Origin of the sequence: Paraburkholderia sediminicola (genome assembly GCF_046026895.1) — a bacterium.
In the GTDB taxonomy this organism is placed as follows: Bacteria; Pseudomonadota; Gammaproteobacteria; order Burkholderiales; family Burkholderiaceae; genus Paraburkholderia; species Paraburkholderia sediminicola_C.
The window spans coordinates 37075-51433 of record NZ_JAQQEU010000029.1 but is presented as its reverse complement, the minus strand read 5'-3'; the positions used below and the strand labels follow the sequence as shown (position 1 = coordinate 51433).

Below are 14359 nucleotides of genomic sequence, written 5' to 3'. Positions count from 1 at the left end.
AATGCCGAAGATTCCGCGCTTACTAGTTGTTCAGCGAATCTCGCTATCCCACGACAGATTGATGTCGCGGTCGATTGCCGCGCGCTTTGGCCCGCTATTGGGCTATATGGCCGCCAACGGAATGCTCGAATGGGAAGATATCGTTGAAAGCGACGTCACCGTCGGGCAGTTGCGCCGGTTCGATGCCGTGCTGTTCAACAAGCACAGTTCGAATCGCGCCACCGACGTCATGCGCATGGCCAACGACCTCGGTCTGCGCACCATCTACGACATGGACGACTGGATCATCGATTTGCCAATGTACAGCGTCACTGATCTGAACGACGACTTGCTGGCCAACATCACCTGGCTGATCCGCCAGGCGTCCATCGCCACGGTCTCGAACGAGACCCTTCGCAACAAGCTGCGCAAGATCAGGCCGTCCGTCGTCGTCATCCCGAACGGGTTCGATCATCACGCGCTACCGTCCGCCCCCTCGACGTGGCACGAAACGAATCCGCCGAAAATCCTGTTTTCCAACACGGACGGCATCAAGCTCGTGCAGTTCAGGAAAGAGTTTTTCAAGGTTGTCGTCGAATTTCTGGAACGGCATCCTGAAGTCACTTTCGAATTCTGGGGCGACGCCTTCCCCGAGATGTCGCGCATTCCCCGACTGGTATCCAAAGGCTTTCTGGAAAACGCAGCGTACAAGGCGGCCATTCGCGACGCCGGCTACCTTTTCTCGATCGTCCCGCTGGGCGGTCGCGAGGATCCCGGCACGCTCTTCTTCAATAGCTGCAAATCGTGCATCAAGTACATCGACTACGGCAGCCTGGGTATTCCGGGCATCTACTCGCGCTCGCCCGTCTACGAAGAGGCGGTCTCGCACGGCGACACCGGCTTGCTCGTGAACAACACGGCGGAAGAATGGGCCAGCGCGATGGAAGCGTTGTATCAGGATCGGCAACTGCGCGATTCGATGCGACTGAAGGCTTACGTGGACACGCATGAGCGCTTCGGCCTCGCCGGACCAGCGAAGACTTTTCTCGGACTCGTGACCAACGAGAATCCAGCTTAATTGGAATACATCCCATGGATCTCTTACTGATCAGGCACGGCCAATCCGGCGCCAACGCAAAAGGATTGCTGATTTCGACGGACAAGGACGGACTCACCGAACTTGGCAAAGCCCAATCGGTCAATCTCGCCGCGACGCTCGAACGCTTTGCCTTTCAGCCGTCGCAGATTTACTGCAGTCCGTGGGCACGCGCGCGTCAAACCGCCGAACTGCTTTTCGGCGAGTCGCAGCCGATGACATTCGACGCCAGGCTTGCAGAAACCCATCCCGGCATATACGGATCGTGGCTCGAGGCGGATTTCAATCAAGCCTTCCCGGATTTCAACAGGAACATTCGGAATCGCTACGAGGAGGGCGAATCGCATCTGGACATGGCCGAGCGGGTGCAAGCGTGGGTTGATTCGGAAGTCAAGCCGCAGGTTCAGAACGCCGGTCTGATGGTTGCGGTCGCCCATGGCGGCCCTATCAGCGTGGTGCTGCAGCATCTGCTCGGCGTGCCGATCGAGACGCACTATCCCAGCTTCACTGTGCCGAATGCATCGTTTACCTATCTGAAATGGCGCGCGGACCTGAACCGCTATTGCCTGGAACGCGCAGGTCACGTATGAGCAAGACCGTCGCGGTATTCGAGCCGATCTACTCGCCGGATCAGACGCTGAACTGCGCGGAGTTTCTACCTCTCGCACGAACCGACAATTCGCGCCCCGAGTGGCGCGAATTCAAGATCCTGATCGACATGTACCGCAACGGCGATCATCTCCGGCACGATTACACGGGACTTTTTTCCCCGAAGTTCACGCTTAAGTCGAAGATCTCCGGTGCCGCGTTCCTCGAGTTCGTGCAACGCCATCCGGACTCCGATATCTGCTTCATCAATCCGTTTCCGCAGCTCGCGTACTGGTCGTATAACGTCTGGATGCAAGGCGAACAGGCTCACCCCGGTTTGATGCAAGCGGCTCAGGCCCTGCTGGATGCCTGCGGCGTGAAGATGACGATTCGCAATTCGCCACGGCATGGTCCGGGATCGTTGGCATACTGCAACTTCTGGGTGGGATCGCGCCGGTTCTGGGACGAGTACGTCGGCCGCACGTTGTTGCCGATTGCCGACTTTCTCGAAGCCAACCCATCGCACGAGGCGGCGCTCGCCGTCATGACGGATACGATGCATACGGACCCGGCGCCGTTTTTGCCCTTTATTGTCGAACGGTTGTTCAGCACCTATATCTCGCTGCATCCCGAACTGCCCTGCTCGGCCTATGCGTTCAATGCGCAAGAGGTCCGTGACTACTGCATCAACGATTTTGAAAAGCTGCTGTTCGACCGCATGCGGGTGAAAATCGATGAAGCGGACGCGTCGACCGTGTTCGACCCTGCGCTAGTCGATCAGATGGATCTGGTTTGCGCATTGTGGCAGAAGCATTTTTTTGATTTCTATGCAACGAGGCCGCATCCTCATACCGGACAGCCAGTTCATCAACCATAATTAGAACCACCCGTCCTGCCAATGGTGATCAAGTAAGGGCTTTCTTCAGTAGAAACCACACGCGCGCTGTGCCCGTCCGGTGAGCGCTCCGCTGCCGGGCAATCTGTCTCATTCCGTATCAGACGTCCCCAAGGGCTCCAACTACGTTTGAAGAGAGGTACCATGCAGTCAGCACCAATCCATCCGCATGACGACATGTTTCATGGGTCCACCGAGCACTACGCATCGGTCGGAACCCAGATGGCAGATCTGGTTTCTCATGCGGCGGAGCTTGCGCGAGCCGATTCGCCAAACGTACTCGAACTTCCATGTGGCTACGGACGGGTCACCCGTCACCTCGCCGCTCAGTTCGATCCGCAAAATGTACACGTGGCCGACATCATGGTGCCGGCTGTCGATTTTTGTGTGGAGACATTCGGCGTCACCGGTTACCGCATCGTCGATCCCGTCTATGAATTCCAGAATGTCCCTGATTCGTTTTTCGAAGTTGCCGCGCTCGGCTCATTGATCACTTACCTGTCCGGGCGGAATGCCCGTACGGTCATGCGGCATTTTTTCGAAAAATTGAAGCCCGGCGGCGTTGCGGTTGTGACCACCCATGGCGCCCGTTCGCGCGAGATTCTGGGGACGGTGGATTGCTACCAGGTCGGAGAGAGCGCACGCGCTCATTTGCTAGACAGCTATGATGCGGGGCAGTTCGGCTTCGTCAACTACATGCCCGACCATTCGCTTGAGGCCAAGACCGTGGATTACATCGGAGACAGCTACGGCATAGCGTTGATTCCGCAGAACTGGGTAAACGACGTTTGTCACGAAAGCAACTTGACCGTACTCGAATATCGTCCCGGCGGCTGGGACAATCATCAGGATGTTTTTTTCATCACCCGTAATTGAAGAGGTTATCGAGTGCTGTCAAGGTACGATAAATAAACTCAAATACTACCTGCAGCTGCTACTGACAAGTCGAATTCGGCTCGAGGAGGCAACATGCGGAAGGAAGACAATGGTCAAGAAGTCCTCAGTAATAGAGAAAAGCGTCGGAATCGTCTCCTGCGCGGGTTAGACATTCAAAGCAGTGTCGGTGTAGAAATAGGCCCGCTCTGTTGGCCCCTCGTACGTCGAAGCGATGCGGCGACAATCATCTACGTCGATCACACTAACACCGCGCAGCTACGTCAAAAATATCAAGGCGACGCTCATGTCGTTGCCGATGAAATTGTCGACGTGGACGCCGTGTGGGGCAAAAACACGCTGCATGAGGCGATCGGTGACCGGTACGTCGATTATGTCGTCGCGTCACACGTGGTGGAGCATGTTCCGGATCTCCTGACCTGGCTGCGCGAACTGGCGGCCGTACTCAAACCAACTGGCGAAGTCCGCCTGGCCGTTCCCGACCGACGTTTCACTTTCGACTATTTCCGTCGGGAGAGTCATCTGCCCGAGGTTCTGACGAGCTATATCGAACGTGCGCGAGTTCCTCATCCTTATTCTGTACTCGACTATTGCCTGAATGCCGTTGACGTCAATACGACGGAGGCATGGCAAAAACGCATTGATCGTCAGTCCGCGAGGCGGCATCACACGTCGGAGGGGGCCGTCCACCTCGCGCGCGATGCGTTCGAGAACGGCACGTACCATGATGTGCATTGCTGGGTTTTCACGCCAAGGTCGTTCGCGAAGCTCATGGGTGAACTATGTCAACTTGGCCTGCTCGATTTTGCGTGCGAGCATTTCTGCGATACGGTGAGGAATGAACTGGAATTCTCAGTCATCCTGAGACGTTCCCGCGACCGAGGCTATATAGCCGAGAGTTGGCAACGAATGGAGCACGCGGCGAGCAACGCAACGCCAGGCGTGCCGTTCTGGCGAGTGCGCCGCAGGCTGGAGGCGTTGCGCGCAAGATGGACCGAGACATGGCCCACTCACCGCACATCAGGACAAAGCAGCGACCTGGATCCCGTCGAACCCATTATATTTCCACCGGGCTTTGTCGCCGACGATTATCTCGCTGTCAACCCCGACGTGTTGCAGGCGGGCGCAGACCCGATCACGCATTACAGACACTTCGGTTGGTACGAGGGACGTCCAATTCGCCTGCCGCTCACGGCCGAGGTTGAGGACGCTCCGGTTGCAGCTGAAGTGAAGTGACGTGGCGGCTATGCCTCGCCCACATCGGCCAGATTCTGGCGCTAGCCGGGCAGCAGCGTTCTCGACGTCTACACGCAAAAGACGGCCTCCGCTTACGGAGCCGCGAATCGACCCGCCGGTTTGGACGTTCAGCTAACGGGTGCTTGGTTAGAAGCCGGACTACCTGATTGACACAGGAGAATCATGACTTCAGCAGAGTGTTTTTCTCGCACCCGGAAGGACAAGCTCCTCGCCGGTATCAATCAGAAAGACCGGCTCGGCCTGGAAATCGGGGCGCTATGCAGGCCGTTTCTTCTGAGAGAAGACGGCCCTGTCATCTACGTCGATCACGCCGACACGCAAACGCTGCGTGACAAGTACAAAGACGACCCCAGCGTGGACGCCAATACCATCTCGAAGTGGACGCCGTGTGGGGCACCAACACGCTCGAGCAAGCGCTGGGAGGAAAACGGGTCGACTACGTGGTCGCGTCGCATTTCATAGGGCATGTGCCGGATCTCATAGCGTGGTTGAACGAACTGCGTTCCGTCCTGAATCCCGGCGGCGAAGTGCGTTTGATCGTCCCCGACAAACGCTTCACTTTCGATTGTTTCGGTGAAGAGACTCGCATCGCTTCGGTCCTGTACAACAACCTGATACGCGCACGGATTCCCCAGCCACAAATCCTGATCGACTATTGCATCAACGTCGCCGAGGTGGATTGCGTGTCGGCCTAGAAGGCGCCGCTCGACCCGTTCGCGACTGAGCGGCACCACAACCTCAAAACCGCAATGGATGTGGCGCGAGACTGCCTGGTAAATAGCGCCTATCACGACGTGCACTGCTGGGTGTTTTCTCCCCGCTCATTTGCGCGTCTGTTCCGCGAAATGGCGGAGTTCGACCTGACCGAACTTGCCTGTGGCAACTTCTTCGACACCGCACGCAATGATATGGAGTTCTTCGTTTCGCTCAAACCGTCCAACGACAAATCACACATTGTGAGCAGTTGGCGGCGAATGGAAGCGGAAGCCCGCGACGATGCTCCCGGACGCCCGTTCTGGAAAACCAGGCGGGCATTGCGATTCGCGGTCGCATGCTGCTGATCTCCGCGATCAGCAGCAAAGCACGGCCCGCGCAAATGCATTGCTACCGGAAAACATTCCGCTGATACAGCGCCACGTTCCTGATGGCGAATGCGCCGCAGGCATTCGGATCAGCGACGGTCATTTGCAGGCCCCGGACCCGGTCGAGCGTGAGCCATCGGGGATAGGCGTCCAATGGGACGATCAACACGCCGTCGTCTCCAGTGAAGGACAAATGGGCTGCGCCGGCCGGCGCTGACTGTTGATCACCCCACCAGGCTATCTGGAACCGCGGCGTAGCGCGGCGGTCTAGGCAGGAAAACTCGAAGCGGAGCAGACCCGCGGCGCGACCGGAGACGCCTGACGTGGACAGGTCGAAGCTCAATTGCGGATTCGCGCCCGTCACCTTGTAGACACCCGACTCCAGCTTCAGATCGTGTGCGCTCAGGGGCGACGCATCGAGCGCCGCGACCTGCGTCATTTTCTTCGACAGCGATCGGTCCGAACGTCCCCAAGCCACCGGAATCTTGCCCAACTCCTGCGTCGCAAACGCCGCGTCCTGTAGCGTCAACCGGTACTCCGCTTGCAGCGCAGGTTCGAGCGTTACGTCGAAGATGCCGGGATAACCGGCCTGTGCAGGATCGAGCGATCCACCGTCGAGCCAGATCACATGCTGTTCGGCGGACAGCTTCGCGACATTGCGCGTCTCGCCGTTACGCAAACGGACCTGCGTGCCGGGGGCAAACGCGGACATCGGCGTGTTCATGTCCAGGGACAGCGCGGCTTCGCTTCGGCTTACGCCCCGGTCCCATTTGTCGTCCGTCAGGTTTCTGATTCCGACCGTGAGATGGTGTGCCTGGTCCGCGCCCATCGCCGGCCCACTAAATCCAAGAATAACGCCGTCCGCCCATACCGGCGCGTAGTGATCCATCGCGAACCGATACAACACCGGATCTCTTAACGCGAGGCCGCCGCCGTCATACGTGATGTTATCTGCCGCCAGCAACGCGACACTGGGCAAATCGTGCGAAAGCCTTTCGACCGCTCGCTGCTGTTGTCGCACCGGCGCCGTGTTGTACGCCGCCGTCACCGCCATTGTGACCGGCCGGCCGAAGTAGAAAGTCTGCGCGTTGTGCGACGTCAGATCGAGGTAGCCCACGCCCGGCGCCAGCTTGCTGTTGAGCAAAGTGTTGAGCCTGACGAGTCGCGCCCATTGCACGTCCTGCACCATCGCCTGCCCCGCGTTGGGCATCCCCACCTCCGCGCCGTTTTTCAGCGGCCCAATTGGCGTCGATGACGCTACGGCAGACACCGCCGTGGAAAAGACAAGCGTCGTGTAATTCAACGTTGCGCTCATTCCCGCGACGAGTACGACCAACGCCACGCGGTTGAACCTGAGAGCCGAGTGCCATGCAACGACGGGAATCAACACTGACCAGCCGAAAATTGCCGCCAGGCCCGCGCGGGACATATCGCCCGGATCGATGCGCCCCATCGAGTACGGCGTCAGCAACAGCGCGAACAGCATCACGACGACCGCCGGCAGGAACGTCACACTTTTGGTCGCACGATTCCTGATGCCCGAATAGACCATCATCAAACAGAATGCCGGTGCGCCGAGCCACAACATCCTTATCGATTCGAAAACGAGGCCGGACTTCGGGCTACCCGGATTCCAACTGATCTCCCATGGGATACCGTACGCGACCTGATTGATCGGGCCGTTGTCGAGTACATACCGGATTGCACCAATCAACATCGCGGCGAATGGAGTCACCAGCGCTAGCACCAGCAACGCCACACAGACCAAGGCGAGCATTTTCCAGTCTTCGCGCTCGCGACCTCGCCACATGCGCCATACCGCTTCGAGCGCCAATACGCCCGAGGCCGCGGCAAGCAACAGTCCCGCCGGCGGCACGCCCAGCACCACGATTGGCGCGGTCACGAGCCACACCGCGAGCCAGCGTGCAGGCCTCGCCCGCAGCGCGCCGCTAAACCACAGACACATGAATGGCGTGAAAAACAGAAAAGCCGTTCTGCCGCCGATGAAGAACGTCGAAACGAAGGCAAGACCCAGGCTTCCGGAAAATTCAAAGAGCGCCAAAAAGGCGACGAGCGCCAGTAGCGTCGAGCTCAGCCGGTTTGCATCGAAAACGCTGGCCGCCGTTCCGTCATAGAACACGACCGAGAGCAGTCCGGGTAAATCATCCTCCATGAAACCGTGAGGAGAGATATAGCCGACATAGGGCAACACACCCTTCAGGTATGACCACCAGCCGAGCAGGTTCTGCCCAAACTCGTAGTCATTCGGTGAAATTGACGGGCCAATCGTGTTGCCGAACTTGAAAGCGATCAGCAGCCCAAACAATGCGAGCGGTGAAAAAAGCACCTTGTAGCTCTGCCTGTCGTCGCGGCAATAGCCGACGTAGCGCCGCCACACATCAATTGCACCCGCCACGACGAGCAGAATCACGAGCGCCTTCAACGCCCACGTCGTCGAATATTTGGTGAGTGATCCGTCAGGAAGCGCGAGCCGCGCCGGGTAAAGCGTCAGGAAAAACAGCGGCAATCCCAACTGGCCGACGAGGACGCTTTTTGGCAACACGCGCAACACGAGCCCTGGCGTGAAGGCTGAAGCCAGAACCGCCAGAAACAGCACGCCAATCAGCAGTTGCGATACTTTGGCATAGCGTACGACATCAATGTGCCCGCCCATGGCCACTGGCAAGCGGCCCATCACGAGCGCGATTTCGAGCGGTACGAGCGCGACCAGAAAGGCCGAGAACAGGCTCAGCCCGGTCACCCATGGCGACACCCGCTCCGGCTTATCCGCCTGCAACCATGCCGATACCCCGAGCACCAGCAAGCCAGCCGCGGAGACGAGCTGAATGGTTTTGTCGATCGACGAGCCAGTGATCAGTCCCGCGACCGTCACCACCGACGGAACCGACCACCACAGCAATTGTTCCGCAAGGTCCTGCGCATACAACGCTTGCGTGTTGTGGTTCTTCAACGTCCTGATCTCCGCCGACAGAAGGGCCAGACCAGCGAGCAACACCGCCATAAAAAACAGCGGTGCGAACAGATCCTGCAACTTCGTACTCGCGCTCCACGTAATGCTGCCGACGATGAAATCCGCATACGTCGGCGCCAGCGTCAAGCGAAGACCCAGCGCCAATGCGGCAGCGGCCAGAGAGGCCGACGCCACCACCACGCTTGTTTTTTCTGTGTTTGTCAGTTGGTTTGGCATTGAACATCTCTTTCATCGCCGATCAGGCGCGTGCGAGCCGCGCTGTCACTTCACGACGGGTTATAAGCGCCGAAGCACGCCTTGAACAACACCTGCAATACCGAAAGATTGCCCTTCACACTGCTGATCTTCGTGGGCACTTCGCCCTTCGGGTAGCGCCGCGTCGTCGCGACTTCGAGACAGCGGTAGCCGAGATTCGGCGCACGATACGACAGGTACGCCAGCAGCTCGTACGTGTCGAACACGTCGCGGAACGGCGCGACGCGCGGGTCGAGCAGCATTGTGCGGCTATAGGCCCGGAAGCCCTGGGTCGTGTCGGTCCAGTGAAAACCGGAAAAGAGGCTGAGCATCGGCGCATGAATCAGCCGGATGGCCAGATCACGCGACTTCGGCGTGTTCTCCGCAATGCCGCCGGACAGATAGCGCGACGCCTGCACGAAATCCACGCCGCGCTTCAGCTCTTCGATAAAGCGCGGAATCGCGTCGGGGTCGTCCTTATCGTTTCCGTCGATCGTGACGATGCCCTCATACCCCTGGTCCAGTGCGAACGCGTAAGCGCAGCGCAACTGCGCGCTCAGCTTGCCGCGCCCGGTCTTCAGCAGCAGCGTGTGCACGCCCTTGCTCTTCAGGAACTCGAGATGGAGCGAACCATCGGTACTCCCGCCGTCGACGATGATGATATCCGCCGTGCCGGGAATGCCCAGCGCCGCGATCCGCTCGAGCAGGTTACGGATGCGGGCGCCTTCGTTGATCACCGGAATCACCACGCACCACGGATTACGGGGCTCCGACGTGAGCTGAATCTTGAAAGCGGGAACCTGCCACGCGGCACGGGCTTCTTGGGACATGTCGAGTTTCATTGAAGTCAGTGATCCTTGTTTATCTCACCCTACGCGGGCCGTAATGAGTGCGACGCCTGCGATGATGAACAGGATCCCCGCACCGACGGTCCAGGGAAAAGGCTCACGAAATATCACCACCGACAGGATCGCGACAGTCGCGATCGCGCCGGCGGTCAGCACCGGTTGAGCAACGTTCAGCGGCAATCTGCTGAGCGCTGCCGCGTAAAGCAGAAAGGCCGCGCCATACAGCGCGAGGCCGAGCCAGAACGGCCCGTTCTTGAGCGCACCGATCGGATCGCTGGGACTCGGAAAGCGCCGTGGCGGCATCATCGCGATTTTGACCAATACGCTTGCGGAAGCATTCGACGCGATGCCCAACACCAGAATCAGCCATTTCATGCGGACGCTCCGCCGTCCCCGCGATAGCATCGAACGGCCTCGCCGACGGCACGCTCAACCGCGTCCATGGCTGAGCCGGATTTCGGTGCGAGCATTTCGATCGACACCACCTGCTCCGGCAAGAGTTCGGTCAACGCCACGGCCACTGCGCGGTGATTCGTTCCGCCCTCGCCAAGCGTGACGAGATTCGGTTCGCTGGCGTGTACGTGGCCGATCAGGTGCGCGTATCGAGTCACGACATCGCGCGCGTTTTCTTTGTTGATCGTGACCGCGCCCGTATCCAGCTGCATGCGGATCGCCGGATGCGCGACCGCTGACACGACCGTCGCGGTATCGTGGCTGTTGGTCATGAAATTGGCACCATAGCACGGCGGATTGGGTTCGAGGCACACGAACACACCCTGCTCGGCGGCGATGTCGCCCAACTGGCGGAAGAACGTTACCGCGATCTCGTGCGCCGTGTCGTCGGCGATGCCGGTGCGATCACGATTGCGCGGCGAGCCGAACACGAGACGTTGCGCACCGAGGCCCGCGCCGACCCGGCACACCACCCGCAAGTGCTCCAGCATCGCTTGCTGCGATTCAACCGTGCCGAACAGGTTCAGGCCGGTGGTGCCGAACAGCAACGACTGCATCCCCGTGATCTCGATGCCGCGCTCGGCCCACCATGCGCGCACGCGCGCGATATCCGCCGCGTCGGCTGTCTTCGGGTCAGGAAGATACTTGCTGGGAGCCACGTCGATCGCATCGACGTGATGCTGCCGCAAGATATCCGCAACCCGTTGATCGTCGGCGACTTCCCACGCGATATTCGATATGGCGATTCTCATGCGCGCCCCGCCGCTTCGCCGGTGGCCTTCAGCGGCTCGGACTGCGCATACGCGCGGACCGCCTGAGTGGTTTCGCGCTTGCTGTACTGATACGGGCCAGTGGCGCCGAACAGGCCGGCATGCACGGTGCGAAAATCGTAGCTCGCGGGATGCGCGACCGTTGCCTGCTCGAACGGTTTGCCAAAGCCCGCTTGCGAGACTTCAGCCACGGTGATCGGCTCGGCGGTCAGATGCACGAGCTTCAGACCGGCGGCGAGAGCGGTCTGGATGTCGTGCCACAGGTTCACCATCGGATAGAACTGGAACGAGCCGCGGCTGTCGATGGTGTGAAGATTGTTGTCGTTCAGGAAATCGAAAATGACGTTCTTACGCAGGCCCGGTCCGACGAGGCCAGGCAGACGGACGATCAGATGGTTGGGAAAGCGCGTCTCGACGAATTTTTCTAGCAGGCGCCGATGCAAGCCATAAGCATGCAGGCCGTCTTCATCCACCGGCGTGTTCTCGTCGACACCGAGCGGATTCTTGAATACGTCGACCGTGCTGATCAGCACGAACGTATCGCACTGCACCGTCGACAGATGATCGATCAGCCCTTCGATCTTCTCGCGGTCCACCTCGGGTTGGGCGTTGGCGATCCACTTCTGCGCCGGCGCGCCCGCGCCGACCACGAGGTCAAACGACGAGCCGCGAATCTGCTCGATGTTGGTCGACCGGAATTGCGCGTCGAAATGTTTTTGCTTCAGCAGGGTCGATCCCACAAACCCCGTACAGCCAATCAGTGCATCGTTCATTTGCCTGTTCCCAATACCGTTTGTGTTTGCGAAGTGGACACGAAGGTCTCCGCGTCCAGCTTCTCAAGCACGTCGTAGATGTTGTCGATCTTGCCGCCCAGGATCGAATAGAGGCCATTCGATGCGGGGTATTGCTCGAACAATATCGGACGGCCGTCGTCTCCTTCGTTTTTGACGAGGACCGTTTTCACCTCGAAGAGCGACTCGACGTAACGCGCATCATAAACCGCGGGAAAGTAGCGACCCACGTCCCGCACCATGCGGTCCACGCGGCTGTCGCGCTCGTACTCGTTCAATCTTTTGTACGGGTCCTCGCTGGGCGCATCCATCCAGCTCGAATGCGGCGTGTAGCGCACGTGCGAGAGCGTATGCAGGCCGCGGGCCGGAAACGGCATCATCGAGAAAAACGGGCCGTCCATCACGGTTATGCCAAGCCCGCGCAATTCCGGCACGGTCTCGACCAGCGCCATTTCGGTGATCTCGTGTTTCAGCTTCGTTTGCGTGCCGCGAAAATCGCCGTCAAACTGATTCAAACCGCTATACGTGCAGTTAAAGACATACTTGGCATGCAGGGTCGAACGGTTCGCATCGTCGCACTCCAGCACGAAACCTTCGCCTTGCCGATGAATACGCTCGACCCGCGCGTTCAGCTTCACTTCGACGTCGAGTTCGGTCAGTTCGCGCCTCGCCCAGTCCGCGAGTTTGGTCGAATCGAACGCGTACTCCTCGACCAGAAACACCTGCTCGATCAGGCGCGGTTCGAACAGCTCGCGGATCTGCAGCGGAGCCGGTTCGAGGCTCGCGCCGATCTCGCGGCAAAAGCGCTCGAACTGCCGAGCCGTCACCTTGGAATTGCGCCGCGCGATTGCGTAGACCTTGGTGAAGTCGCGCTTCACGACATCAGGAAAATCGCGGACGAAACGGGGCAGGTTGACACGGCTGCGAAAGGCGGTCGTGAAGCTGCGCGGATAGTGATAGCCGTTGTGGACACGCGCCTGGTTGTTGTACGAAGCGCGCGCGAGCAAGGCCGGCTCGCGCTCGATCAACGTCACCGTTTTCAGGCCTCGCTGCTTCTTCAGGTAGATCGCGATCGCCGTTCCGTAGAAGCCGCCGCCGATGACTACAGCATCTTGCATGAGCAGATCCTCCCGTTCCCTCAGGAGGAATGCAGCGAGTCGTTCACGTCCACGCGATGTGGCTCAGGCAATCTGACGTCTTCGATATTCAGCTTCTGACGACGAGTCATCACGCTGCTCGTGAATTCCTGCGCAACATGGTACAGAGGACCTTCGTTGCTCAGCCGCGCCATTTGCAGGATGTACTCGCCGAGCACCAGCAGCACGAGCGAAATCAGAAAGAACATGCCGGACTGCTGCAGCGACAGCGTCACCCAGCCTGGCGCCACGTTCGACTTCAAGAGACCAATCGCGATCACGTAGATCGAATAGATCAGGTTCGACACCGCGCCGAACAGCGAAAGCGCGGTCACGAGCCGCATCGGCGCCTTGGTGGTCGACACGAGCAGGCGGATGCCGCGATCGATGCTGTGCGACAAACGCTTCGCATGCGCGGCCTTGGGTGGCGCGCTGTAGGTCAGGTTCGCGCGCGCGAAACCGCCGGTGGCCGGCAGATAGCGGTAGGTCAGCGCGGGCATCGGATGCTGCAGCATGAAATTGATCACTCGTTTGCTGAGCAGCCGGTACTGCGGCGCATCTTTGGCCAGGTGTACGCCGTTCGACCATTTGTACAACGCGTTGAACGCGCTCAGACAGGCGCGGTAGGCCCAGCTTTGCACCGGCTTTTGCTGGTTCGCGGCGAACACCACATCCGCGCCGCTCGCCGCTTTATCGAGCATGGTCGGCAGGAAGCGGATGTCGTCGATCAACGGGTCGACGACCGCGACGAAATCGCCGAGCGCGTTTTCCAGACCCACCCACGAGGCCGTGTCCGAATCGACCTCCTTGGTCAACGCGTACACCTGCAGATTCGGCAAGCCGCGTTCGCCCGCGAGCTGCTTGAGCTCGGAGACGCTGTCGTCGTCGGACGCGTTGTCCACGACAATCAGCTCATAGTCGCTGACGAGCGTGCCCATGACCGCGGCAGCATCCTTCAGCATTGCTTCGAGATCCCGCGCCTGGTTGCGAACGACAAATACAACGGACAAAAACACCGGGAAAAACACTACATGCCCCCTTGGGAATAACTCGGCCTGCGCGCAACCGATCTGTGAATTTCCAACGCCAAGCTCTCTCAGAACATTAAATGGCAAGGATCGACCTGCTGTACCTGCGTTGCCAAAAAGTGCCAGCACAATGGAGCCGGGAGTTGCGGCGGCGTCCGCCGCCTTGCCCGCCGCGCGCGGTTTCGCGCAAACCTAGCTGGAAATGGCTTTCGCCACCCTTGCCAGGCCGGAAAAACGAGTCCAACTATGCCGTCACCGGCTGTTTATCGCAAGTTGTTTCAGAGTGTAAGCGTGGCGCGTGATGCGCTGTCCAAGC

At 59.4% G+C, this 14359-nt stretch carries 14 protein-coding genes; 7 read left to right on the top strand and 7 right to left on the bottom strand.

The annotated features are described in order from the left end of the window. Window position 1: 1 nt before the first annotated feature. The 7 genes from PQR02_RS20845 to PQR02_RS20815 all read left to right on the top strand — a co-directional run bounded on the left by PQR02_RS20845 (window position 2) and on the right by PQR02_RS20815 (window position 5770). Complete coding sequence (locus PQR02_RS20845; protein WP_408235079.1) at window positions 2-1057, top strand: glycosyltransferase family protein; 1056 nt, start codon at window positions 2-4, stop codon at window positions 1055-1057. Window positions 1058-1071: 14 nt separating this feature from the next. Next, a complete protein-coding gene (locus tag PQR02_RS20840; protein WP_408235076.1) occupies window positions 1072-1665 on the top strand; it encodes a histidine phosphatase family protein in 594 nt (197 codons plus the stop codon). Continuing rightward, on the top strand, window positions 1662-2540 hold the full coding sequence (locus PQR02_RS20835) for a hypothetical protein (RefSeq protein WP_408235073.1): 879 nt from the start codon (window positions 1662-1664) through the stop codon (window positions 2538-2540). The genes PQR02_RS20840 and PQR02_RS20835 overlap by 4 nt, the downstream gene beginning before the upstream one ends. A gap of 162 nt (window positions 2541-2702) precedes the next feature. Continuing rightward, a complete protein-coding gene (locus PQR02_RS20830; protein ID WP_408235070.1) occupies window positions 2703-3434 on the top strand; it encodes a methyltransferase domain-containing protein in 732 nt (243 codons plus the stop codon). Between the two features lie 93 nt (window positions 3435-3527). Next, on the top strand, window positions 3528-4688 hold the full coding sequence (locus PQR02_RS20825; protein WP_408235067.1) for a methyltransferase domain-containing protein: 1161 nt from the start codon (window positions 3528-3530) through the stop codon (window positions 4686-4688). A 407-nt stretch (window positions 4689-5095) separates the two neighbouring features. Further along, the gene (locus PQR02_RS20820; protein WP_408235064.1) at window positions 5096-5404 is read left to right on the top strand and encodes a methyltransferase domain-containing protein; all 309 of its coding nucleotides are present in this window, start codon (window positions 5096-5098) and stop codon (window positions 5402-5404) included. A 54-nt stretch (window positions 5405-5458) separates the two neighbouring features. Next, window positions 5459-5770 (top strand): hypothetical protein, encoded by a 312-nt coding sequence (locus PQR02_RS20815; protein ID WP_408235061.1) that lies wholly within the window; start codon window positions 5459-5461, stop codon window positions 5768-5770. 43 nt (window positions 5771-5813) lie between these two features. Here the strand turns inward: PQR02_RS20815 and PQR02_RS20810 are convergent, their stop codons facing one another. From PQR02_RS20810 to PQR02_RS20780, 7 genes are read right to left on the bottom strand one after another with little or no spacing between them, the layout of a single operon-like run. Then, the gene (locus tag PQR02_RS20810) at window positions 5814-8999 is read right to left on the bottom strand and encodes a hypothetical protein (RefSeq protein ID WP_408235058.1); all 3186 of its coding nucleotides are present in this window, start codon (window positions 8997-8999) and stop codon (window positions 5814-5816) included. 50 nt (window positions 9000-9049) lie between these two features. Further along, complete coding sequence (locus PQR02_RS20805; protein WP_408235056.1) at window positions 9050-9847, bottom strand: glycosyltransferase family 2 protein; 798 nt, start codon at window positions 9845-9847, stop codon at window positions 9050-9052. A 36-nt stretch (window positions 9848-9883) separates the two neighbouring features. Then, window positions 9884-10240, bottom strand: a complete 357-nt coding sequence (locus PQR02_RS20800) for an EamA family transporter (protein ID WP_408235053.1) — start codon at window positions 10238-10240, stop codon at window positions 9884-9886. Continuing rightward, the gene (locus tag PQR02_RS20795) at window positions 10237-11070 is read right to left on the bottom strand and encodes a sugar phosphate isomerase/epimerase family protein (protein ID WP_408235050.1); all 834 of its coding nucleotides are present in this window, start codon (window positions 11068-11070) and stop codon (window positions 10237-10239) included. The genes PQR02_RS20800 and PQR02_RS20795 overlap by 4 nt, the downstream gene beginning before the upstream one ends. Continuing rightward, on the bottom strand, window positions 11067-11861 hold the full coding sequence (locus tag PQR02_RS20790; protein ID WP_408235047.1) for an NAD-dependent epimerase/dehydratase family protein: 795 nt from the start codon (window positions 11859-11861) through the stop codon (window positions 11067-11069). The genes PQR02_RS20795 and PQR02_RS20790 overlap by 4 nt, the downstream gene beginning before the upstream one ends. Further along, the gene (locus tag PQR02_RS20785; RefSeq protein ID WP_408235044.1) at window positions 11858-12997 is read right to left on the bottom strand and encodes an NAD(P)/FAD-dependent oxidoreductase; all 1140 of its coding nucleotides are present in this window, start codon (window positions 12995-12997) and stop codon (window positions 11858-11860) included. The genes PQR02_RS20790 and PQR02_RS20785 overlap by 4 nt, the downstream gene beginning before the upstream one ends. 20 nt (window positions 12998-13017) lie before the next feature. Further along, a complete protein-coding gene (locus PQR02_RS20780) occupies window positions 13018-14031 on the bottom strand; it encodes a glycosyltransferase (protein ID WP_408235187.1) in 1014 nt (337 codons plus the stop codon). Window positions 14032-14359: the final 328 nt, after the last annotated feature.

What these genes read in the sequence shown, in the direction of transcription:
- PQR02_RS20845 (WP_408235079.1), top strand. Translation starts at nt 2, where the DNA reads ATGCCGAAGATTCCGCGCTTACTAGTTGTTCAGCGAATCTCGCTATCC.
- PQR02_RS20840 (WP_408235076.1), top strand. Translation starts at nt 1,072, where the DNA reads ATGGATCTCTTACTGATCAGGCACGGCCAATCCGGCGCCAACGCAAAA.
- PQR02_RS20835 (WP_408235073.1), top strand. Translation starts at nt 1,662, where the DNA reads ATGAGCAAGACCGTCGCGGTATTCGAGCCGATCTACTCGCCGGATCAG.
- PQR02_RS20830 (WP_408235070.1), top strand. Translation starts at nt 2,703, where the DNA reads ATGCAGTCAGCACCAATCCATCCGCATGACGACATGTTTCATGGGTCC.
- PQR02_RS20825 (WP_408235067.1), top strand. Translation starts at nt 3,528, where the DNA reads ATGCGGAAGGAAGACAATGGTCAAGAAGTCCTCAGTAATAGAGAAAAG.
- PQR02_RS20815 (WP_408235061.1), top strand. Translation starts at nt 5,459, where the DNA reads ATGGATGTGGCGCGAGACTGCCTGGTAAATAGCGCCTATCACGACGTG.
- PQR02_RS20810 (WP_408235058.1), bottom strand. Translation starts at nt 8,999, where the DNA reads ATGCCAAACCAACTGACAAACACAGAAAAAACAAGCGTGGTGGTGGCG.
- PQR02_RS20805 (WP_408235056.1), bottom strand. Translation starts at nt 9,847, where the DNA reads ATGTCCCAAGAAGCCCGTGCCGCGTGGCAGGTTCCCGCTTTCAAGATT.
- PQR02_RS20800 (WP_408235053.1), bottom strand. Translation starts at nt 10,240, where the DNA reads ATGAAATGGCTGATTCTGGTGTTGGGCATCGCGTCGAATGCTTCCGCA.
- PQR02_RS20795 (WP_408235050.1), bottom strand. Translation starts at nt 11,070, where the DNA reads ATGAGAATCGCCATATCGAATATCGCGTGGGAAGTCGCCGACGATCAA.
- PQR02_RS20790 (WP_408235047.1), bottom strand. Translation starts at nt 11,861, where the DNA reads ATGAACGATGCACTGATTGGCTGTACGGGGTTTGTGGGATCGACCCTG.
- PQR02_RS20785 (WP_408235044.1), bottom strand. Translation starts at nt 12,997, where the DNA reads ATGCAAGATGCTGTAGTCATCGGCGGCGGCTTCTACGGAACGGCGATC.